Here is a 20,254-nt window from a genome sequence, read left to right as displayed (position 1 = left end):
CATGAAGAAGATTTTTGAAGACACCCAAACGGCATTTGCGCTGAAATCGGATGCCGAACTGGAAAGGGCGTATTACCTGTTCAAGTTGATTGCACACGAGCCCCTGGTTAAGATCGGAACCACCCTGACGAATTTCGCCATCAAGGCCCATCTGCCCGTTGAGGGCCTGATCCGCGCTACCGTATTCGACCATTTCTGCGGGGGCGTGAGCGAGGAAGACTGCATGCCCGTGGTGGAGCGCATGTGGGCGCAGGGCGTTTGTACCGTCCTGGATTATTCAGTGGAAGGCAAGGACACGGAAGACCCGCTGGACGACTCCCTGGCCAAGAACCTGGAAATCCTCCAGTTTGTCAAGGAGAAGGAAGCCATGCCTTTTGCCGTATTTAAACCTACAGGATACGGGCGCTTCGGGCTTTTCGTTAAAAAGAGCCGGGGGGAATCTTTGACCCAATCGGAAACTGCCGAGTGGGAGCGGGTGGTCAAGCGCTTCGATACCACTTGCAAAAAAGCCTACGACCTGGGGGTATCCCTGCTGATCGATGCCGAGGAAAGCTGGATGCAGGCTGCGGCCGACGAACTGGTGGAAGAGATGATGCGCAGGTACAACCAGAAGGAAACCGTGGTGTTCAATACGCTGCAAATGTACCGCTGGGACCGTATGGACTACTTCAGGGAACTGCACGAGCGGGCGGTTTCAGGGGGATATCGGATAGGGGTCAAGGTGGTGCGCGGGGCCTACCTGGAAAAGGAAAACGACCGGGCAGAGGAAAAAGGATATCCCACACCCATTTGCGCCTCCAAGCAACTGACCGACGAAAATTTCGACGAGGCTATCCGCTACAGCCTGGATAACCTGGAAACCGTTTCCGTATTTGCGGGCACCCACAATGAAAGAAGCAGTTACCGGCTGATGGAGTGGATGGAGGCCGACGGGATCGCTGCCAACGACCCGCGGATCTGGTTTGGCCAGTTGTATGGCATGAGCGACAATATCAGCTTCAACCTGGCCCGTGCCGGCTATAATGTAGCCAAGTACCTGCCCTTTGGCCCGGTAAGGGACGTGATGCCTTATCTGATCCGCCGGGCCGAGGAGAACACTTCGGTGGCCGGACAAACCAGCCGGGAACTCGAATTGCTGAAAAAGGAGCGGAAGCGGCGGAAGATGTAGCCAAAGACACCATGGAAATCCCGACGGATGCCCGCCATGGGTATCGGCCACCCGGGAAGGGCAGAGCCAGGCCCATAGGGATTTATTCTTCAGTAAGGCGTTGGTACTGCGTAAGGCGTGTCAGCGAATCGCAACGTTCCAGGGTAAGTTGCAGCTGCTCTTCCACATAGGTGCCGGTAACCACAAAGATGCCACAGGGCTCGGCCCGGGGATTACTGCTGTCAAATTCCACATCCCCCTCCTCCAAAAGGTAAGCCACGGCAGCCGTATCCGCAACGGCCCGTAGGCGCTCCGCCACTTCCAGCGGGTTGGAACGCAGGGCCTTGAGTACCCGGCAATTCGGCAGGTAACAGAATTCCACCCCGGTTTCATCGGCCTTTTTGCGAAGGAAAAACGCCAAAAATAACAGGCCAATAGACAGCCCGGCCAGATAATAGCCAAAACGTTTGAGGAAGGACATGCTAAAAAATCAGGAAGTTGATATCTGAGAATTTCATCCCGAACCATTCGCCCACCATCCGGTTGGTCAGGATTCCGTGGTACATATAGAGTCCGTTTCGCAACCCCTTGTCGAACCGGAGGGAATTTTCCAGGCCCCCTTCTTCGCCAATCTTGAGCAGGTAGGGGGTAAAGATGTTGCTGATGGAAACTGACGAGGTCTTTGGGTAACGGGCCGGGATATTGGGCACCGCGTAATGGATGACCCCGAATTTCGTATAGGTGGGTTTGTTGTGGGTGGTCAGTTCGCTGGTTTCGAAACAGCCGCCCATGTCGATGCTCACGTCGATAATCACCGACCCCTTTTTCATATTTTCCACCATGGTCTGGGACACCAGGATGGGCGAGCGGTCCTTGCCGCGTACTGCGCCGATGGCCACATCGCAGCGCTTCAGCGCCTTGAGCAGGTTTTTGGGTTGGAGCGTGGAGGTGTACAAAGGCCGGTTCAGGTTGGTCTGGATGTGCCGGAGTTTGGTGATGGAATTGTCGAATATCTTCACGTTGGCACCCAGACCCAGCGCAGATCGGGCGGCGTATTCCCCAACCGTTCCGGCCCCCAGGATAACGACTTCCACCGGGGGGACCCCGCTGATGTTCCCAAACATCATCCCGTTGCCCTGGTCGGCGGCCATGATTTCCGCGGCGATCAAAACCGAGGAGATCCCGGCGATTTCACTCAGGGAGCGCACAGCTGGGTACTTCCCGTCATCGTCCCGGATGTACTCAAAGGCAACGGCGGTAATCCGTTTTTTGGCCAGGGTTTCAAAATATTGCTTGTTCCGTGTTTTGATCTGCAGGGCGGAAATGATCGTACTCTGCGGATTGATGAATTCCACCTCGGAAAGGGTAGGGGGTTCCACCTTCAGGATAATCGGGCAACCGAAAACCTTTTTCGTGTCCCGGGTGATCCGGGCGCCTGCATTCGTATAATCCAGGTCCGAAAAACTTGCACCTTCTCCTGCACCCGCTTCAATGAGCACCTTGTGGCCATGTGCCACGATGGCCCCCACCGCATCCGGGGTCAGGCAAATCCGTTTCTCCTGGTACTGGCTCTCTTTGGGAATACCGATGTAGAGCTCCCCCTTTTGTTGGAGGACTTCCAATTTTTCTTCCTGCGGGAGTAATTGCTGCTTGCTGAACGGTGAAGTAGGTTGGTCCATAGGCCTTTAAATGCTAAGCTGGCGCGTAGGTGGTTCCTCAAAAATACAATAAATGCACGATTTGGCCCGAAATAAAAAAGAGGACGGGAGTCCTCTTTTTTTGGTGGTGAGTTTATTCTGTTTTAAAATAATGACTTGAGAGAATGCTGCAAACTACTTAACATTTTATTCAACGTTCTTCTAGGTGTTTTATCTGACAAATCGTTTACTTGTGAGCCTATATTTTCACTTTGTGTTTTTTCTTCAACATTAATCCCAACTTTCTGCAATTGTTCTTGCTCCTTGTCCTTATAATATTGTAGTTCTGCATTCATTGCCTCGAGGTCTATTCCATGAACATACTTATCAAATAATTTTAATCTTATAAAATAAACAAATGGAATAACAATCATACATATTGGCAATAACCAGAGAACATTCTCTGTATCTACAACATCGTCAGAAGAATAGATAACCTCAAAGATTTGAAACGCATACATACATATAGGAATCAATAAAATATGATACCACCAATGTTTGCAAGTAAAGAACCAAATAATAAGAAGGTAAATAGGAATAATTTTACCTACAAGAAACCAAACGTATGTACTGACGTCTGCAAATCCATTGCTGTCAAAAACAATTCCAAAAAATTCGAAAACCTCACCCTCTCTTTTCGGAAAATATTCATGTAGTTTGAATAAAAAAGGAGAGCAGATAATTAGAAGAAGAGCCAGTGATTCTAGAAAGAATCGTTTACGAGCTATTTTCTGTGGGGCGACTTTTCGTTTCATTTTGAAATCAATCTATTATAAGATTTAGTTCTAATGCAACGAAAAAAGGGCTAGCATATTGGCCAACCCTTAAATTTTATCGATTAAAGTCGTGTTTCTTCGACGAAAGAAAGATTTAATCTTTATTTATAATAATCTTTGACTTTTCTACTGATTCTGAATCATCTCTACCAGGGACTACAATTTTGCTTTTTTCTACAGAACGCCCTGGAACTTTTATCTTGCTTTTTTCTACACCTTCATAAATATCATCACCTGAATCGTTAGAACAAGCTGCTACAGATAATAATGCAAAAGTAAGAAATGCATAAAAAAGTTTTCTAGTGTTCATAGTTCGGAGGATTAAGTACGGTTTTCACTTTCATTAACAAATGTAGGAAAATCTACATTCGCTGTAGTCAATTAAATTCAAAAATAATGCATTTTATCGATAGAATCAAACATTTTACCGAAAAAAGTGCATTTCATCGATTCAACTGCAATAAACCTGCACTATGAACGATACGGAATTTCTCACTCACAAATATTGCAAATCTTTACTATTCTATCTCCGCTTTCGGCTATGTCAATTGAAACCTGAGTTCTGTTTGTTGGGAGAAGGTTTTTAATCCGTTCTGACCATTCAACAAAAACCCATTTGTCTGTATCCAAATATTCCTCAATTCCTATATCTAAGGCTTCTTCTTCAGATTGTATTCGATAGCAATCGATATGGAAAGCTAAAAGTTCATCTGCTTGATTATAATAAATATGGATCAAACTGAATGTAGGGCTGCTACCTACATCCTTAGCTTTTAAGATCTTGAGAATTTGCTTAACAAGTGTTGTTTTTCCGACTCCCATCTCTCCTTCCAAACAAATTAAATTAGAGTCGGAATGCTTAATAATCGCCTCAGCTACTTTATTCAATTCGGTTAATTTGGAGTAAATAATCTGTTCCATTTATAAACAAGATATTATAAATTTCTTTTGAGTATCGAATATAATCTGTATATTGAGAGTATACATAATACAGTCTATCGTTCGAAATCATGAATTATGGGTGCTAGTAGGGGTAAAATCGAGTTCTTTATGGGATTAGTTATTAGCACCTTTCCTTTCTTAATATTCATACATTTATTTTTTAGTTCCGAATTGAATTATATAGAAATCTTAGGATGGAAATATAAACACGGTTTTAGAACCAATGACACATATATTTGGTTTTTAATTAATGCCTTCCTCCCATTATTTTTTAACTCCATTTTTTTTCTAATTACTTATCAGAAATGGAGATACTTTTTGCTTCCAATTATTTATGTTAATCTAGGATTATTTACCTCCTATTTCTTTCCAGAAATTCAAATTATTGAGTTTTTAATGTCATGGACAGCAATAGCTTATGGATTGGCATATCTATTATTACTTTTTGGGCTAAGCAAATTATCTAACGCCTATCGGGTAAAAGCAATAAGCATTGATTTTAAGACGCTATTTAATGAAAGTGCATTTGGGTATTTTCAATTATTTAACACTAAAATCAAAGAGATATTAGAGTCAAAATCAGATAATGGGCTTAAAAATTACACTTATAAAGTTTACTATTTGCTTGAGCTATCAAAAGAACGCGAGAAAAAAATAAATATCAGAAACTTAGAAACTGAAAAGTTTAAAATAACTGATTTAGTAATGGGGGTAGTCCTATTATTAATTGGTTCACTATATATTATTTACACCTTCTTTCCTAAACAGAAAGAATTGGTAGTAGCGGGAATGGAAATTTCTGCATTCGGATTTTTAGATATTTACTCGCTAGCATGGTATATGGGGCAAAAAGTTGCAATGATAATTTTGCTTGCGATATGGTTTCTTTCTAATGCTCATTGGTGGAGGTGGGCATTATTTTCCCCCCTGGCATTGTATAGCTATCAATTTTGGGATATTTTTTCATATAATCCCAGCCTAGAAGAATGGGGAAACTTTATTGTGTTGCCTTTAACTTTAATCACCCTTACAATTATTGTTGTTATGGGGCAATTAGTTATAAAACAAGATAGATTAATGGTCTATAAAAAGAAGTTGGAAGCTTTACTTGAAAACAATATTAATAAGCTGAGCAAGACTTCGAATGATTTAAAAAATAGTTGACTATGTCAATTATTAAATTCTTTAGCAACTTCCTTTACCAGGTTGCGCAATTCCTGGTGTTGCCGTTCGCGGATTTTATCTTCTATAATCTTCTCAATAATCGCCTTCTTCTCGGCCGGCAACTTTTCAAAATCCAGAACTTCGTCCTCCATTTGTGATTTCAGCATCACGCCCTCGCCAGTAAGCAACCAAACCACGTTGAGATCCGGGTAGGTTTGCAGAACGGTTTCCAGGACATCACTCCCTACAGATGCGTGATTTTTCTTCATGCGTAGCGTATACCCATTGCTCGCTCCGATTGAGATATCAAACTGGCGAGCACTCAGCCCGATGTGGTTGATAAATTGAATGAGTCGGTCGATGGTTTTTGTCATGATGCTGCGATTGTTTTGCACTAATATAGGCTAACTTTCCGAAATAAGAAAATATTCTATTGAATAGAAAAAATACTTTATAAATAAAGAATATTTCACTAGATAAAGAAAATAGTCTATATTTAAAAAGAACTGGTCCCTCATAGAAATATCGATAACCCCAACAATTTTCTTCTATGAAAAACATCAAACACATCGAAAGGCTCCAAAGATTGCACAACCTTATTAAAATGGAATGTACGGGGTCGCCGTCGGAAGTGGCCTTCCGGTTGGGGATCAGCGAGCGTACTGTTTACTATCTGATTGAACAACTCAAGGATTACGAAGCAAAGATAGGCTATGACAGAAGCCGGAAAACGTATTTCTACAAGGATGATTTCGTTTTGGAGGTGAATTTTTCAATCTGCATCGGAGCCCATGATCATGTTATGGAAATATTGGAGGGCAGTTATCTCAAACCCAAAAAATTCCATCCGCAGGATTAATTGGTTTCTATGGGTATAATTTTTCAACGTCATAAAACGCATAGGCATAGGGTTCCTGTTCAGTCGGATTCCTGCTGAGTCTGTCACATTGCGTAAACGGGGAGATGCATAAAGTGGCTATCGTTGTTACTTTGGCCGCATCACCACAAAAGGCACCACCATCTCTTCCAGGGAGACGCCCCCGTGCTGGTAGGTGTTCCGGTAATAGCTTACATAGTGGTTGTAGTTGTTCGGGTAGGCAAAAAACAAGTCGTTTTTGGCAAAGATGTACGAGCTGCTCACGTTAATGGCCGGCAAATGCAGTTCGGATGGCTTTTTGCAGGCAAGCACATCCTTTTCTTCATAAGTGAGGCTCCGGCCGGTCTTATAGCGGAGGTTCAGGCTGGTTTCCTTGTCGCCGATCACCTTGGAGGGTTGCTTCACGTTGATGGTGCCGTGGTCCGTAGTGATGATCAGGCGGAACCCCAGGAGCTGCGCTTCCTGGATCAGGGCCAGTAGCGGGCTGTTCTTAAACCAGCTCAGGGTAAGGGAGCGATAGGCCTTGTCATTGGAGGCCAGTTCCTTGATCACTTCCATCTCCGTTCGCGCGTGCGAAAGCATGTCCACAAAATTATACACCACGGCCACCAGGTCTTTATCCTTCATGGTTTTGAATTGCTGGGCCAGGTGTTTCCCTTGTTTCAGACTGCTTATTTTGTGGTACTCCCAATCCAGGTCCAGCCCGAGCCGCTTGAGCTGGGCCCCCAGGAAATCCGCTTCGTGCAGGTTCTTTCCGCCGGTATCCGTGTCGTTTTTCCACCATTTCGGAAACTGACGTTCCATTTCCAGGGGCATTAATCCGGAAAAAATAGCATTTCGCGCATACTGGGTGGCTGTGGGCAGGATGCTGCAGTACGCCTCTTCCGAATCTTTTTTGTAGAAAGGAGAGAGGGCATCCTCAAAGGCAAACCACTGGTCGTAGCGCAGGTTGTCGATAACCACCAGCAGGGTAGGGCCCTCCCGGAGCACCGGAGCAATGCGCTGGTTGAAGAGCGTGTGCGACAGTACGGGGGCTTCCTCCCCGGAGAACCAGGCGGGATATTCTTTTTCGATAAACTTTCCGAATTGCTGGTTGGCCTCGGCTTTCTGGCTCTCCAGGATTTCGAACATGCCCGTGTCTTCGATATTCTCGAGTTGCAGTTCCCAGTATATAAGTTTCTTGTAGAGGTCCGCCCACCCCTCCCAGGAGTTGATCATGGAGAGGTCCATGGCGATTTTGCGGAATTCCTGTTGGTACCCCGCGGTGGTTTTTTCGGAAACCAACCGGCTGTGGTCCAGGTTCTTTTTGAGTGAGAGCAGGATCTGGTTGGGATTTACCGGCTTGATCAGGTAATCGGCAATCTTGGACCCGATGGCTTCTTCCATCAGGGATTCCTCCTCGTTTTTGGTGATCATGACCACTGGCAGGGAGGCATTTTGCTGCTTGATTTCCGTCAGGGTCTCCAGGCCGGAAAGCCCGGGCATGTTCTCGTCCAGGAAAACAATATCAAAGGATTCCTGCCGGATGGCTTCCAGGGCATCCTGCCCGCTGTTGCAGGTAACTACCCGGTAGTTCCGCTCCTCCAGGAAGAGCAGGTGGGATTTGAGCAGGTCGATTTCGTCGTCTACCCAGAGGATGGTAAAGTTCTTCATGCGCCGGTTTTTATACGGGGATTAAGGTCCGGATGCCGGGAAACCGGGTGGCTGCATGCGAATCTGCCGGCAATTGGCTACCTTTGACCCACCTAAAGCCGCCCGCGTTGAAACACGTTCCCAAGCTCAAGATTTTCAACGATCCAATTTACGGATTTATACGCATTCCTAGCAGGCTGTTATTCGATTTAATAGGCCACCCGTATTTCCAGCGCCTGCGCCGTATCTCCCAGATGGGGATGAGCTACCTGGTGTATCCGGGGGCTCATCACACGCGCTTCCACCACGCCCTGGGGGCGATGCACCTGATGCAAAATGCCGTAGACCTGCTCCGCCGGAAAGGACTTGAGATCACCCCGGAGGAGGAAAACGGCCTGCTCTGTGCCATCCTGCTGCACGATATCGGCCACGGGCCGTTTTCCCATGCCCTTGAAAACGAATTGATACCCGGGCATTCGCATGAGGAGCTCTCCCTGCGCTTTATGCGGCAACTCAATGAGGAATTCAGCGGGCAATTGGAGGTGGCCATTGAAATATTCCGGGGTTGTTATAAAAAGCAATTCCTGAACGAGCTCGTGTCTAGCCAGCTCGATATGGACCGGCTCGACTACCTGAAAAGGGACAGTTTCTACACCGGGGTGGCCGAGGGGAATATCAATTCGGAACGCCTGATAACCATGCTCACAGTCTACGACGGGAAACTCGTGGTAGAGGAAAAGGGCATCTATTCGGTCGAAAAATTCCTGATGGCCCGCCGCTTTATGTACTGGCAGGTATACCTGCATAAAACCGGCCTTGCGGCCGAGCAGGTGCTGGTGCGCCTGCTCCGGAGGGCCAGGGAGCGCTACCTTGACGGAAAGCTGGAGCACTGCGGCCGCAACCTGGAGTATTTCCTGGCCCTGGAAGGGGGCGGCTTCCCGGATACCCCGGAAGCCCTCCACCGTTTTGCCGGCCTGGACGACGTGGATATCCTGGCTGCCCTGAAGGACTGGCAATCGGATCCGGACCCGGTGCTTTCGCGTCTGTGCAACATGCTGCTAAACCGTCGGTTGCCGGCCATCAAAATCAAGAAGAAGCCCATCGCGGAATCGAAGTTGGAGGGCAAGATTCAGAGGGTGCAGGCAGCCTGGGGCCTGACCCGGGATGAGGCCGGCTACTTTGTGTTTTCCGGGGAAATTGTCAACCGCGCCTACAACCAGGACCGCCAGAATATCAATATCCTCCGGGAAAATGGCAAAATACGCGATGTTGCGAGTACTTCCGACCAGCTCAATCTGCAGGCGCTTTCTGCCGATGTCGTTAAGCACTATATCTGTTACCCCAAGAAAGGCGTAATCTAATTTTTCTTACTTTTGTCACCACTGAAAACAATTAGCACGTAGTACACTTGGAATTTACGGCCAGTCAGATCGCAGGCATCCTGGAAGGCGAAATTGAGGGCAACCCCGAGATTGCAGTCCATAAGTTGTCAAAAATAGAAGAAGGCGAGGCTGGCTCATTGACTTTCCTGGCCAACCCGAAGTATACGCCCTATGTATACAGTACCGAGGCGTCCATCATTATCGTCAACAAAGATTTTACCCCCGAGCAATCCCTGTCCACCACGCTGATCAAGGTGGAGGATGCCTATAAATCCTTCTCCAAACTCCTGGCGTATTACGACCAGGTGAAAAGTGCAAAAACCGGGGTGGAAGACCCGGTGCATGTGGCAGAATCGGCCGAATATGGTAAGGACTGCTACCTGGGCGCATTCTGTTACGTGGGGAATAACGTCCGCATGGGCGACAATGTAAAGATTTACCCGAACGCTTACATCGGCGACAATGTGGTGATCGGAGACAACACGATTGTTTTTGCCGGTGCCAAGATTTATTCGGAAACCCAGATTGGGAGGGATTGCGTGATTCACAGCGGGGCTATCATTGGCGCGGATGGTTTTGGCTTTGCCCCGGATGACGATGGGGTCTATTCCAAGATTCCGCAAACCGGGAATGTCATAATCGAAGACCACGTGGACATCGGCGCGGGCACCACTATTGACCGGGCCACCCTGGGCTCCACCATCCTGCGTCGCGGGGTGAAGCTGGACAACCAGATCCAGATTGCACACAATGTGGAGATCGGCGAACACACCGTCATTGCTGCCCAAACAGGGGTCGCCGGATCTACCAAGATCGGGAAGCACTGTATGATCGGCGGCCAGGTGGGGATTGTGGGACACATCCTCATCGGAGACCGGGTCAAGATCCAGGCCCAGTCCGGGATTGGCCGAAATGTCAAGGACGACGAAGTACTTCAGGGCTCTCCGGCCCTCAACTACGGAGACTTTAACAAATCTTATGTGCATTTTAAAAACCTGCCCCGGTTGGTAAGCCGGGTGGAATCGCTTGAAAAGCAAAACGGTAAGTAATCCTATGACCAAGCAAAGAACCATTGCCAAGGAGGTGACCCTGCAGGGCGTAGGCCTGCATACGGGGGCGAATGTGACCATGAAGTTTGTACCCGCACCTGAGAACCACGGATTTGCCTTTAAACGGGTAGACCTGGAAGGTGAGCCGATTATTGAGGCAGATGCAAATTACGTGATCAACACGCAACGCGGGACGAACCTGGAGAAGCGGGGCGTAAAAATACAGACGTCCGAGCATGTGCTGGCGGCACTGGTGGGGCTCGATATCGACAATGTCCTGATTGAACTGGACTCCCCGGAGCCCCCGATTATGGATGGCTCCTCCAAATTTTTTGTGGAAGCCCTGGAGTCGGCCGGCATTGTAGAGCAGGATGCGGACCGGGAGGAATACGTTATTAAGGATGTAATCTCCTACCGGGACGAGGCTACAGGCAGCGAGATTACTGTAATCCCCGCCGAGGAATACCAGGTTACCACGATGGTGGATTTTGGGACCAAGGTCCTGGGGACCCAAAATGCCACCCTGGAACACCTGTCGGATTTCAAAGATGAAATTGCCGATGCCCGCACCTTCAGCTTCCTGCACGAATTGGAAATGTTGCTTGAAAACGGCCTGATCAAAGGGGGCGACCTGAACAACGCAATCGTCTATGTGGACAAGGAGATTTCCGCAGAAACGATGAAAAAGCTCGAAAAAGCTTTTAAAAAGGAAAAACTATCCGTAAAGCCGAATGGCATCCTCGACAACCTGACCCTGCACCACCCGAACGAGGCGGCGCGACACAAACTGCTCGACGTGATCGGGGACCTGGCGCTGATCGGCACGCGTATTAAAGGGAAGGTGATAGCCAACAAGCCGGGTCACTACGTGAATACGCAGTTTGCGAAGAAACTGTCCAAGATCATCAAGCTCGAGAAACGCAACAAGGTGCCGAAGTACGATCTGAACCAGACCCCGTTGATGGACATTACCCAGATCATGAAGATGCTGCCGCACCGGCCGCCTTTCCTGTTGGTGGATAAGATCCTGGAATTGTCCGACACCCATGTAGTGGGGGTTAAAAACGTCACCATGAACGAGCCGTTTTTTGTAGGGCATTTTCCCGGGGCGCCGGTAATGCCCGGGGTGCTCCAGGTTGAGGCCATGGCACAGACCGGGGGCATCCTCGTGCTGAGCACGGTGCCCGACCCGGAGAACTACCTTACGTATTTCATGAAGATCGACAATGTGAAATTCAAACAACAGGTTGTTCCCGGGGATACACTAATTTTTAAATGCGATCTGATGTCGCCGATTCGCCGGGGCATCTGCCATATGTCTGCCTATGCCTATGCGAATGGCAAGCTCGTTTCCGAAGCGGAACTGATGGCGCAGATCGTAAAAACCAAAAACGTCTGATATGAATCAACCCCTGGCCTATGTGCACCCGGGTGCTAAAATAGCCAAGAATGTGGTCATCGAACCCTTTGCGACCATCCACAACAACGTAACGATTGGGGAAGGGTCCTGGATCGGGTCGAACGTGACCATTATGGAGGGCGCGCGTATCGGCAAGAACTGCAATATTTTTCCGGGGGCTGTGATTTCCGCCCCGCCTCAGGACCTGAAATACCAGGGGGAGGAAACCACGGTGGAAATCGGCAATAATGTAACTATCCGGGAGTGCGCTACCATCAACAAGGGCACTTCGGACCGGATGAAGACGGTGATTGGCAAAAACTGCCTGATCATGGCGTACTGCCACATCGCCCACGATTGCGTGGTGGGCAACAACTGTATCTTTTCCAACAATTCTACCCTGGCCGGGCATGTAACCATCGGAGACTATGTGGTGCTCGCCGGCCTGGTGGCCGTCCACCAGTTTGTTTCTATCGGCACGCACGCCTTTGTAACCGGGGGTTCCCTGGTGCGGAAGGATGTACCCCCGTATGTCAAAGGAGCCCGGGAGCCCATGTCGTACGTGGGGATCAATTCCGTCGGGCTCAGGCGCCGCGGGTTTACGGCCGAAAAAATCCGGGAAATCCAGAACATCTACCGTATTCTCTACCAGCGCAATTACAACAATTCCCAGGCGGTCCAGATTATCGAGGCCGAGGTGGAAGCTACCCCGGAGCGGGATGAGATCCTGCAATTTATCCGGGATTCCCAACGGGGCATCATGAAAGGTTATTTTAGCAACAACTAGTAGTTTATGGCAAACACATCCGATATCCGGAAAGGACTTTGTATCCGGCACAACAACGATATTTACAAGATTGTGGAATTCCTGCACGTGAAGCCCGGTAAAGGGCCTGCTTTTGTGCGCACCAAACTCAAGAGCATCACCACGGGTAAGGTCATCGACAATACGTTTTCGGCGGGTCATAAAATAGACGACGTACGCGTGGAGACGCGTTCCTACCAGTTCCTCTATTCCGACGGGCAGACCTACCACTTTATGAATACGGACGATTACAACCAGATAGCGCTTCAGGAAAGTGCCCTGGATACACCTGAACTCCTCAAAGAAGGAGAGGTGGTAACCATTATGTTCAATACGGAGGACAGCATGCCGCTTTCGGTGGATATGCCTGCCAGCGTGGTATTGGAGGTTACAGAGGCGGAACCGGGCGTCAAGGGCAATACCGCCACAAATGCGACCAAGGTAGCCGTCGTGGAGACCGGGGCGCGGATCAACGTGCCGCTCTTTATCAACGAAGGGGACAAAATCAAGGTGGACACATCCAATGGGTCCTACATGGAACGCGCCAAAGATTCATAGATGAAATTTCCCGGGAATCACACACTAGGCGATATTGCCGGCATTCTCGGGTGCCGCTTTGTGGGCCCCGCGGATTTCCCGGTTGGCGGTATGAACGAAATTCACGTGGTGGAGCCCGGGGATATCGTTTTTGTGGACCACCCGAAATATTACGACAAAGCCCTGCAATCCGCTGCAACCGTTATCCTGATCAATAAGGAAGTCGATTGCCCGGAAGGCAAGGCCCTGCTGATATCCGAAGACCCATTCCGGGATTTCAATAAACTAACCCGGCATTTCCGGCCATTTGAAGGTTTTGGGCAATCCATTGCAGAGACGGCCGAGATTGGCAAGGGGACGGCAATAGGGCCCAACGTGCGAATTGGGGCCCATGTCCGTATCGGGAAAGACTGCGTGATCCACCCGAACGCAACCATCGGGGACCATTGCATCCTGGGCGACCGGGTGATTGTGCAATCGGGTACCGTTGTTGGTTCCGACGCCTTCTATTACAAGAAGCGCCCGGAGGGATTTGACCGGCTCCTCTCGGGAGGCCGGGCCGTCCTGGAGGACGATGTGGAACTCGGCGCCCTCTGTACAATCGACCGGGGCGTTACCGGAGACACGAGGGTGGGCGCCGGCAGCAAGCTGGACAACCAGGTCCACGTAGGGCACGACACGGTCATCGGCAAGCGTTGTTTGATCGCTTCCCAGACCGGGATTGCGGGTTGCGTGGTCATCGAGGACGAGGTAACCCTGTGGGGCCAGGTTGGGGTAATCAGTGCGATAACCATAGGCAAGGGGGCTGTAATACTCGCCCAGGCAGGCGTATCAAAATCCTTGGCAGGCGGGAAGACCTATTTTGGCAGTCCGGCAGAGGAATCGCGCGAGCGCATGAAACAGCTGGCAGCGCTCAGGCAGATACCCGCCCTGGCCGCCCAGTTGAAAAAACAATAAGAATTCAATGGCCCAAATTGATCGTAAGGCCTATTTTTGTGAAAACCAAAACACGGATACATGAGCGTTCTAGTTAACAAAGACTCCAAAATAATTGTACAGGGTTTTACCGGAAGCGAGGGAACCTTTCACGCCGAACAGATGATCGATTACGGCACGAATGTCGTCGGGGGCGTCACCCCGGGCAAAGGCGGCCAAAAGCATCTTGGCAAGCCGGTCTTTAACACTGTTCAGGACGCCGTATCCGAAACCGGGGCCGATACCTCAATAATCTTTGTCCCGCCGGCTTTTGCCGCCGATGCCATCATGGAGGCGGCCCACGCCGGGATCAAGGTGATCATTACGATTACCGAGGGGATTCCGGTAGCCGATATGATTAAGGCCCATAGTTATGTAAAGGACCGCGGCAGTCGCCTGATCGGCCCGAATTGTCCGGGCGTGATTACCCCCGGGGAAGCCAAGGTGGGCATCATGCCGGGCTTTGTATTTGAAAAGGGCGGCGTGGGCATCGTTTCCAAATCGGGGACGCTTACCTATGAGGCAGCCGACCAGGTAGTGCGGCAGGGGCTCGGCATTACCACGGCCATCGGTATCGGGGGAGACCCGATTATCGGGACTACCACCAGGGAAGCCCTGGAATTGCTGGTAACCGATCCGGAAACCGAATGCGTGGTGATGATCGGCGAAATTGGAGGGCAACTCGAAGCCGAGGCAGCCCGCTGGTACAAGGAAAGCGGAAGCAAGAAGCCCGTAGTTGGCTTTATTGCCGGAGAGACGGCGCCTGCAGGGCGTACCATGGGGCACGCCGGGGCGATTGTCGGCGGCAGCGACGATACGGCACAGGCCAAAAAGCGCATTATGCGGGAATGCGGGATCCACGTGGTGGATTCCCCGGCCAAAATCGGGGAGAAGGTCTCCGAAGTCCTCGCCTGAATTCGTTAACGGTATAATAAAGTCCCGCCCTGAGCGGGATTTTTTATGGCATCTTGCATCAAACCCGTTATCTTTGGGTAGAAGCTATCTAAACCAACAGCTACATGAAAATCCTAGAAGGAAAGAAAGCGATCATCACCGGGGCGAGCCGCGGTATCGGAAGCGGCATCGCGGAAGTTTTTGCCCGGGAGGGTGCCGATGTTGCCTTCACATACAGCAGCAGCGACGGGCCGGCCAAGGAGCTCGAAAAGAAATTAAGCGGCATGGGCGTCAAGGCCAGGGCATACAAAAGCGACGCGTCCAGCTTTGAAGCGGCCGAAGAGTTGGTGGCCCGGGTCCTGGAGGATTTTGGCGGTGTGGACATCCTGGTCAACAATGCCGGTATCACCAAGGACAACCTGCTGATGCGGATGAGCGAAGAGGATTTTGACAAAGTGATTGAAATCAACCTGAAATCCGTGTTCAATATGACCAAGGCAATCCAGCGCACCTTCCTCAAGCAACGGGGCGGCTCCATTATCAATATGAGCAGCGTGGTGGGCGTCAAGGGAAATGCCGGTCAGGCCAATTACGCCGCTTCCAAAGCGGGGATGATTGGTTTTACCAAAAGCGTGGCCCTGGAACTCGGGTCGCGGAATATTCGGTGCAATGCAATTGCGCCGGGCTTTATCGAAACGGAAATGACCGAGAAACTCGACGAGAAAACCGTTCAGGGCTGGCGCGACGCCATTCCCCTCAAACGGGGCGGGACCCCGGAGGATGTGGCAAATGCCTGCCTGTACCTCGCTTCGGATTTGTCGGCCTATGTGACGGGTCAGGTGCTGCACGTGGACGGCGGCATGCTCACCTGACAATTCCCGAGGTGGCCAATTTACTGACAGGTCGGCCCGGGAAAGGCCATTTGGATTTAACGCTAAATCACGCATGATGTTTTTGGGTTATGCAGGCATTGTCCTCCTGTCGGGACTACTCGTATTGCTGGTTGACAGTCGTGTTAACCGGCATCTGAAAATGAATTAAAAGGAAGAAAGACGTAAATGCCCGACCATCCGGTATTTTGGATTGTGCTCTGTGCCATCCTGAGCCTTGGACTGGTTTGGTTTCAGTACTTTTTCCGGCCGGGGCCCACCCGGTTCCGGTACTTCCTGGCAGCCCTCCGCTTCTTTGCGGTTTGGGGCCTGCTCGTATTGTTGATTAACCCAAAGATTCGCGAAACCCGGGTATTCCTCGAAAAACACCGCCTGGTCCTGCTGCTGGACAACAGCGCATCCATCCGCACGGACAGTTCCCGACAGGCCCTGTACAACCTGCGGTCCCTTTTTGGCCGCGACCCGGAAATCGCAGATCGATTTGACCGGGACCTGTTCACCTTTGGCGATGCATTGAGCTTATCGGACAGCCTCGATTTTACCGCCGGCAGGACCAATATCGGGTCTGCGCTGGACCGGGCAACCCAGGCCATCAACTCGGACCATGCGGTTATCCTGATTGCCACGGACGGGAACGAAAATTCCGGGAGGAGTTATCTGCAGGCGGCAGGGACGGGCATCCCCGTGTACCCCATCGTGATCGGGGACACTACGCGGTATCGGGATATCCGAATCGACCAGCTGAATGTCAACCGCTATGCTTTCCTGGACAATAAATTCCCGGTAGAAGTCCTGGTTTCCTATTCCGGAGACGCTCCGGCAGTTGCAGAATTGGAAATCACCGACAACGGTAATCGGGTGTACCGGGAAACCGTCCGCCTGGGCGCAGGCAACTCCACCTGGCAATCGGAAATTCTGCTCGATGCCCAAGCGGTGGGCTTTCACCGGCTGGCTGCACAACTCAGCGCGTTGCCCGGGGAACGCAATATCTCCAACAACCGTCGGATTGCGGGCCTGGAAGTAGTGGACGAACGGACGCGGATCCTGTTGGTGCATACCGGGAACCATCCGGACCTGGGGGCACTCCGGCGGAGTATCCTACAAAACGAACAGCGGGAGGTTCGGCTGGTGAGCCCCGAGACAGCCCTTGAGCAACTGGATGCCGCCGACCTGCTGATCCTCTACCAACCGGATACCCGGTTCCGGTCCCTTTTCCAGGCCCTTGCGCAAAGGGATGTACCCAGGATGACCCTGACCGGCCCCCGGACACACTGGTCGTTTCTCAACCAGGCACAATCGGTGTATGAACTTGCCGATATAGGCCCCGCCGACGATATTTTGCCATTGCGGGATGCCGGGTTCGGGTACTTTGACCTTTCCGATTGGGACGTGTCCGGATATCCCCCCCTGGAAGGCCCCCTGGGAAATTTGTTGATCGGGGCGGAGAACCAGACACTGCTCGGCCAGCAGGTTCGCGGGGTGGACATGGAGGAACCCCTGCTTGTATTGATTAAAGGCCCCTACCGGGAGGCGTTGCTGCAGGGCAGCGGAATCTGGCAGTGGCGGATGGCCGCCTTCAGGAATTCCGGGGATTTTGCCTCATTTGACGAGTTTATCGCCAAAACCCTTCTGTTCCTGACGGCAGGAGGCAGCAGTAAACGCCTGACCCTGGACTATCAGCCGCTGTATGAAGACAGCGACAATGCCCGGATTCGGGCCCGGTTTTACGACGAGTCCTTTGCATTTGAACCCGGGGCCCGTTTAACCCTCGAACTTGCCGACAGTACCGGGAACCGTCTGGAATCCCGGCCCATGGCGCTCCGGTCGGACTTTTACGAAGCCGATGTGGCCGGGCTGCCTCCGGGCACCTACCAGTTTACGGTCATTGCCGGCGATTCGGGCTTCAGCGAGTCCGGGTCCTTCAGCCTGATGGCCTTTGATCTGGAGGCCCAACAGCTTTCCAGCGATGCAGCCACGTTGGGGCTTCTGGCCCGGGAGACCGGCGGGGCCCTCTATTACCCGGATACGGCTTCCGAACTCCGGGACAGCCTGCTGCAGGCAGATCGCTTCCGCCCCGTTCAGAAAAGCCGCAGGAATGTTGTACCTTTAATAGATTTCCGCTGGCTGCTCTTTGGCATCGTCAGTTGCCTTGCAGCTGAGTGGTTTATCAGAAAATATAACGGATTGCTATAATTGAAATTTACTATGGACAGATTACCCAAAATTGCCTTACCGGCAGTCATTACGATTATTTTACTCATTATCCTCATCTCCAAATCGGCCGTAACCATCGGTTCCGGTGAAGCGGGGGTCCTCTACCGGACCTTCGGGGATGGAGTGGTAACCGACGAGCCCCCATTGGGGGAAGGGTTCCACATTGTTGCGCCCTGGAACAAAGTCTTTATCTACGAGGTGCGCCAGCAGGAAGTATTTGAAAAGATGAAAGTACTCTCCAGCAATGGCCTGGATATATCACTCGACGCTTCGGCCTGGTTCCAGCCCAAGGCCAGTGACCTCGGCAAACTGCATCAGGAAAAGGGGGAGGAATACAAAGAGCGCATCCTGTTGCCGGCTATCCGGTCTGCGGCCCGGTCGGTTGTGGGGCGCTATACCCCGGAACAGCTCTACTCCAGTAAGCGGGACGCCATCCAGCAGGAAATATTCAGCGAAACCCAGAAAATTGTAGACGACCAGTATATCCAGCTCAATGAGATCCTGGTGCGCGATGTAACGCTTCCCGCAACCATAAAGGAAGCCATCGAGCGGAAATTAAAGCAGGAGCAGCAATCCCTCGAATATGAATTCCGGCTGATCAGCGCCGATAAGGAAGCCCAGCGGCAGCGGATTGAGGCCCAGGGGAAGGCAGACGCCAACCGCATCCTGAGTGCTTCCCTGACCGATAAAATCCTTTCCGATAAGGGAATAGAGGCTACATTGAAACTGGCGGAATCGCCCAATGCCAAGGTGGTTGTTGTTGGGTCCGGCGAGGACGGCCTACCAATCATCCTGGGCAACAATTAATTTCTGCAGCTTTTATCTTTAAAAAGTTTGCCTTACTTTTACAGGCGAAATGAAGAAGTACACCACACATCATCATATCGGCTCCTGCGCTCAGGCGAGGTAGCGGTATATGTTGTGTTGCAGACCACATAATCGGACCCGTTTGAGCAATCAAGCGGGTTTTTTTATTTACAGGCAATTCGTATTTATTTTTGATTAAGCTATGGAACCTATAAAAATCGCCATCCAGAAAAGCGGCAGGCTCAATGAAGACTCCCTGAGGATCCTCAAAGACTGCGGTATATCCATCGACAACGGCCGGGACCAGCTCAAGGCCGCGGCCCGGGATTTTCCTATGGAAGTGCTCTACCTGAGGAACGGGGATATTCCCCAATATCTGCGCGACGGGGTGGTGGACATCGCCATCATTGGCGAAAACGTGCTCTTTGAAAAGGGCAAAGATATCCGGGTGAGCGTTCGCCTGGGCTTTTCCAAATGCCGGGTTTCCCTGGCCCTGCCCAAGTCTGTGGATTATTCGGAAATCGGCGACCTGGACGGTAAGCGCATTGCGACTTCTTACCCGAACACTGTCCGCCATTTCCTGGACAAGGCGGGTATTTCCGCCGACCTCCATATCATCAACGGCTCCGTGGAAATTGCCCCGAACATCGGATTGGCCGATGCAATATGCGATATTGTGTCCAGCGGGAGTACGCTTTTCAAGAATAACTTAAAGGAAGTGGAGGTGCTTTTGCAAAGCGAAGCTGTCCTGGCCGTTTCCCCGAAAATCGGGGAAGAACAGGAGGGCATCCTCCGGCAGCTGCAATTTCGGATCGAATCGGTGCTCAGGGCGCGGCAGAACAAATATGTTTTGATGAATGCGCCGAACGACAGGCTCGAGGAGATCATCGCCCTGTTGCCGGGAATGCGAAGCCCTACCGTACTGCCCCTGGCCGAGGAAGGTTGGAGTTCCGTGCATACAGTGATCAACAGGGAACGGTTCTGGGAGGTCCTGGACGAAGTAAAGAAAGCCGGGGCGGAAGGCATCCTGGTTTGTCCAATTGAAAAAATGGTCCTTTAAAGCAGGA

21 protein-coding genes are annotated in these 20,254 nt (G+C 50.8%); 14 read left to right on the top strand and 7 right to left on the bottom strand.

Annotated elements, in window-relative coordinates; all coding sequences use genetic code 11:
- The first annotated feature begins 1 nt into the window (after position 1).
- Complete coding sequence (locus AC3DKS_RS02620; RefSeq protein WP_015755014.1) at positions 2 to 1,168, top strand: proline dehydrogenase family protein; 1,167 nt, start codon at positions 2 to 4, stop codon at positions 1,166 to 1,168.
- An 82-nt stretch (positions 1,169 to 1,250) separates the two neighbouring features.
- On the opposite strand, the gene AC3DKS_RS02615 is transcribed toward AC3DKS_RS02620, so the two are convergent.
- The 5 genes from AC3DKS_RS02615 to tsaE form a co-directional block, all read right to left on the bottom strand.
- Positions 1,251 to 1,628, bottom strand: coding sequence for a DUF4258 domain-containing protein (locus AC3DKS_RS02615; protein ID WP_272607343.1), 378 nt, complete (start codon positions 1,626 to 1,628; stop codon positions 1,251 to 1,253).
- A gap of 1 nt (position 1,629) precedes the next feature.
- Positions 1,630 to 2,826 (bottom strand): alanine dehydrogenase, encoded by a 1,197-nt coding sequence (locus tag AC3DKS_RS02610; protein ID WP_015755012.1) that lies wholly within the window; start codon positions 2,824 to 2,826, stop codon positions 1,630 to 1,632.
- A 122-nt stretch (positions 2,827 to 2,948) separates the two neighbouring features.
- The gene (locus AC3DKS_RS02605) at positions 2,949 to 3,599 is read right to left on the bottom strand and encodes a hypothetical protein (RefSeq protein ID WP_272607342.1); all 651 of its coding nucleotides are present in this window, start codon (positions 3,597 to 3,599) and stop codon (positions 2,949 to 2,951) included.
- Positions 3,600 to 3,714: 115 nt separating this feature from the next.
- Complete coding sequence (locus AC3DKS_RS02600) at positions 3,715 to 3,930, bottom strand: hypothetical protein (RefSeq protein WP_272607341.1); 216 nt, start codon at positions 3,928 to 3,930, stop codon at positions 3,715 to 3,717.
- Between the two features lie 182 nt (positions 3,931 to 4,112).
- Positions 4,113 to 4,541 (bottom strand): tRNA (adenosine(37)-N6)-threonylcarbamoyltransferase complex ATPase subunit type 1 TsaE, encoded by a 429-nt coding sequence (gene tsaE / locus AC3DKS_RS02595; protein WP_272607340.1) that lies wholly within the window; start codon positions 4,539 to 4,541, stop codon positions 4,113 to 4,115.
- Between the two features lie 129 nt (positions 4,542 to 4,670).
- Between tsaE and AC3DKS_RS02590 the strand changes: the two genes are divergently transcribed.
- Entirely contained in the window at positions 4,671 to 5,726 is a 1,056-nt protein-coding gene (locus tag AC3DKS_RS02590) for a hypothetical protein (protein WP_272607339.1), read from the top strand.
- Positions 5,727 to 5,731: 5 nt separating this feature from the next.
- On the opposite strand, the gene AC3DKS_RS02585 is transcribed toward AC3DKS_RS02590, so the two are convergent.
- Positions 5,732 to 6,100 carry a hypothetical protein gene (locus tag AC3DKS_RS02585; RefSeq protein WP_272607338.1) on the bottom strand — a complete coding sequence of 123 codons (369 nt, stop codon included), beginning with the start codon at positions 6,098 to 6,100 and terminating at the stop codon, positions 5,732 to 5,734.
- Positions 6,101 to 6,276: 176 nt separating this feature from the next.
- Here AC3DKS_RS02585 and AC3DKS_RS02580 point away from each other — a divergent pair, with 176 nt between their 5' ends.
- Positions 6,277 to 6,585, top strand: a complete 309-nt coding sequence (locus AC3DKS_RS02580) for a DNA-binding protein (protein WP_015755006.1) — start codon at positions 6,277 to 6,279, stop codon at positions 6,583 to 6,585.
- Between the two features lie 126 nt (positions 6,586 to 6,711).
- Here AC3DKS_RS02580 and porX read toward each other — a convergent pair whose 3' ends face one another.
- Positions 6,712 to 8,256 (bottom strand): T9SS response regulator signal transducer PorX, encoded by a 1,545-nt coding sequence (gene porX / locus AC3DKS_RS02575; RefSeq protein ID WP_015755005.1) that lies wholly within the window; start codon positions 8,254 to 8,256, stop codon positions 6,712 to 6,714.
- A gap of 107 nt (positions 8,257 to 8,363) precedes the next feature.
- On the opposite strand from porX, the gene AC3DKS_RS02570 reads away from it, so the two are divergent.
- From AC3DKS_RS02570 to hisG, 11 genes are all read left to right on the top strand, one after another.
- On the top strand, positions 8,364 to 9,596 hold the full coding sequence (locus tag AC3DKS_RS02570; RefSeq protein ID WP_272607337.1) for an HD domain-containing protein: 1,233 nt from the start codon (positions 8,364 to 8,366) through the stop codon (positions 9,594 to 9,596).
- 47 nt (positions 9,597 to 9,643) lie between these two features.
- Positions 9,644 to 10,666, top strand: a complete 1,023-nt coding sequence (lpxD, locus tag AC3DKS_RS02565) for a UDP-3-O-(3-hydroxymyristoyl)glucosamine N-acyltransferase (RefSeq protein WP_015755003.1) — start codon at positions 9,644 to 9,646, stop codon at positions 10,664 to 10,666.
- 4 nt (positions 10,667 to 10,670) lie between these two features.
- Positions 10,671 to 12,065, top strand: a complete 1,395-nt coding sequence (locus tag AC3DKS_RS02560) for a bifunctional UDP-3-O-[3-hydroxymyristoyl] N-acetylglucosamine deacetylase/3-hydroxyacyl-ACP dehydratase (RefSeq protein WP_041327219.1) — start codon at positions 10,671 to 10,673, stop codon at positions 12,063 to 12,065.
- A 1-nt stretch (position 12,066) separates the two neighbouring features.
- Entirely contained in the window at positions 12,067 to 12,852 is a 786-nt protein-coding gene (lpxA, locus tag AC3DKS_RS02555; protein ID WP_015755001.1) for an acyl-ACP--UDP-N-acetylglucosamine O-acyltransferase, read from the top strand.
- A gap of 6 nt (positions 12,853 to 12,858) precedes the next feature.
- Entirely contained in the window at positions 12,859 to 13,428 is a 570-nt protein-coding gene (efp, locus tag AC3DKS_RS02550) for an elongation factor P (protein WP_015755000.1), read from the top strand.
- Positions 13,429 to 14,364 carry a UDP-3-O-(3-hydroxymyristoyl)glucosamine N-acyltransferase gene (locus AC3DKS_RS02545; protein WP_015754999.1) on the top strand — a complete coding sequence of 312 codons (936 nt, stop codon included), beginning with the start codon at positions 13,429 to 13,431 and terminating at the stop codon, positions 14,362 to 14,364.
- Between the two features lie 60 nt (positions 14,365 to 14,424).
- Positions 14,425 to 15,297, top strand: coding sequence for a succinate--CoA ligase subunit alpha (sucD, locus tag AC3DKS_RS02540; protein WP_015754998.1), 873 nt, complete (start codon positions 14,425 to 14,427; stop codon positions 15,295 to 15,297).
- A gap of 104 nt (positions 15,298 to 15,401) precedes the next feature.
- Positions 15,402 to 16,148 carry a 3-oxoacyl-[acyl-carrier-protein] reductase gene (gene fabG, locus AC3DKS_RS02535; protein WP_272607336.1) on the top strand — a complete coding sequence of 249 codons (747 nt, stop codon included), beginning with the start codon at positions 15,402 to 15,404 and terminating at the stop codon, positions 16,146 to 16,148.
- 186 nt (positions 16,149 to 16,334) lie between these two features.
- The gene (locus tag AC3DKS_RS02530) at positions 16,335 to 18,359 is read left to right on the top strand and encodes a vWA domain-containing protein (protein WP_272607335.1); all 2,025 of its coding nucleotides are present in this window, start codon (positions 16,335 to 16,337) and stop codon (positions 18,357 to 18,359) included.
- A gap of 12 nt (positions 18,360 to 18,371) precedes the next feature.
- Positions 18,372 to 19,187, top strand: coding sequence for a prohibitin family protein (locus AC3DKS_RS02525; protein ID WP_015754995.1), 816 nt, complete (start codon positions 18,372 to 18,374; stop codon positions 19,185 to 19,187).
- A 202-nt stretch (positions 19,188 to 19,389) separates the two neighbouring features.
- Positions 19,390 to 20,247 (top strand): ATP phosphoribosyltransferase, encoded by an 858-nt coding sequence (gene hisG / locus AC3DKS_RS02520; RefSeq protein WP_015754994.1) that lies wholly within the window; start codon positions 19,390 to 19,392, stop codon positions 20,245 to 20,247.
- Positions 20,248 to 20,254: the final 7 nt, after the last annotated feature.

The sequence above is a fragment of the Robiginitalea sp. genome (assembly GCF_982776155.1).
This window is presented reverse-complemented; position numbering and strand designations above follow the sequence as displayed.

What these genes read in the sequence shown, in the direction of transcription:
- AC3DKS_RS02620 (WP_015755014.1), top strand. Translation starts at nt 2, where the DNA reads ATGAAGAAGATTTTTGAAGACACCCAAACGGCATTTGCGCTGAAATCG.
- AC3DKS_RS02615 (WP_272607343.1), bottom strand. Translation starts at nt 1,628, where the DNA reads ATGTCCTTCCTCAAACGTTTTGGCTATTATCTGGCCGGGCTGTCTATT.
- AC3DKS_RS02610 (WP_015755012.1), bottom strand. Translation starts at nt 2,826, where the DNA reads ATGGACCAACCTACTTCACCGTTCAGCAAGCAGCAATTACTCCCGCAG.
- AC3DKS_RS02605 (WP_272607342.1), bottom strand. Translation starts at nt 3,599, where the DNA reads ATGAAACGAAAAGTCGCCCCACAGAAAATAGCTCGTAAACGATTCTTT.
- AC3DKS_RS02600 (WP_272607341.1), bottom strand. Translation starts at nt 3,930, where the DNA reads ATGAACACTAGAAAACTTTTTTATGCATTTCTTACTTTTGCATTATTA.
- tsaE (WP_272607340.1), bottom strand. Translation starts at nt 4,541, where the DNA reads ATGGAACAGATTATTTACTCCAAATTAACCGAATTGAATAAAGTAGCT.
- AC3DKS_RS02590 (WP_272607339.1), top strand. Translation starts at nt 4,671, where the DNA reads ATGGGATTAGTTATTAGCACCTTTCCTTTCTTAATATTCATACATTTA.
- AC3DKS_RS02585 (WP_272607338.1), bottom strand. Translation starts at nt 6,100, where the DNA reads ATGACAAAAACCATCGACCGACTCATTCAATTTATCAACCACATCGGG.
- AC3DKS_RS02580 (WP_015755006.1), top strand. Translation starts at nt 6,277, where the DNA reads ATGAAAAACATCAAACACATCGAAAGGCTCCAAAGATTGCACAACCTT.
- porX (WP_015755005.1), bottom strand. Translation starts at nt 8,256, where the DNA reads ATGAAGAACTTTACCATCCTCTGGGTAGACGACGAAATCGACCTGCTC.
- AC3DKS_RS02560 (WP_041327219.1), top strand. Translation starts at nt 10,671, where the DNA reads ATGACCAAGCAAAGAACCATTGCCAAGGAGGTGACCCTGCAGGGCGTA.
- lpxA (WP_015755001.1), top strand. Translation starts at nt 12,067, where the DNA reads ATGAATCAACCCCTGGCCTATGTGCACCCGGGTGCTAAAATAGCCAAG.
- efp (WP_015755000.1), top strand. Translation starts at nt 12,859, where the DNA reads ATGGCAAACACATCCGATATCCGGAAAGGACTTTGTATCCGGCACAAC.
- AC3DKS_RS02545 (WP_015754999.1), top strand. Translation starts at nt 13,429, where the DNA reads ATGAAATTTCCCGGGAATCACACACTAGGCGATATTGCCGGCATTCTC.
- sucD (WP_015754998.1), top strand. Translation starts at nt 14,425, where the DNA reads ATGAGCGTTCTAGTTAACAAAGACTCCAAAATAATTGTACAGGGTTTT.
- fabG (WP_272607336.1), top strand. Translation starts at nt 15,402, where the DNA reads ATGAAAATCCTAGAAGGAAAGAAAGCGATCATCACCGGGGCGAGCCGC.
- AC3DKS_RS02530 (WP_272607335.1), top strand. Translation starts at nt 16,335, where the DNA reads ATGCCCGACCATCCGGTATTTTGGATTGTGCTCTGTGCCATCCTGAGC.
- AC3DKS_RS02525 (WP_015754995.1), top strand. Translation starts at nt 18,372, where the DNA reads ATGGACAGATTACCCAAAATTGCCTTACCGGCAGTCATTACGATTATT.
- hisG (WP_015754994.1), top strand. Translation starts at nt 19,390, where the DNA reads ATGGAACCTATAAAAATCGCCATCCAGAAAAGCGGCAGGCTCAATGAA.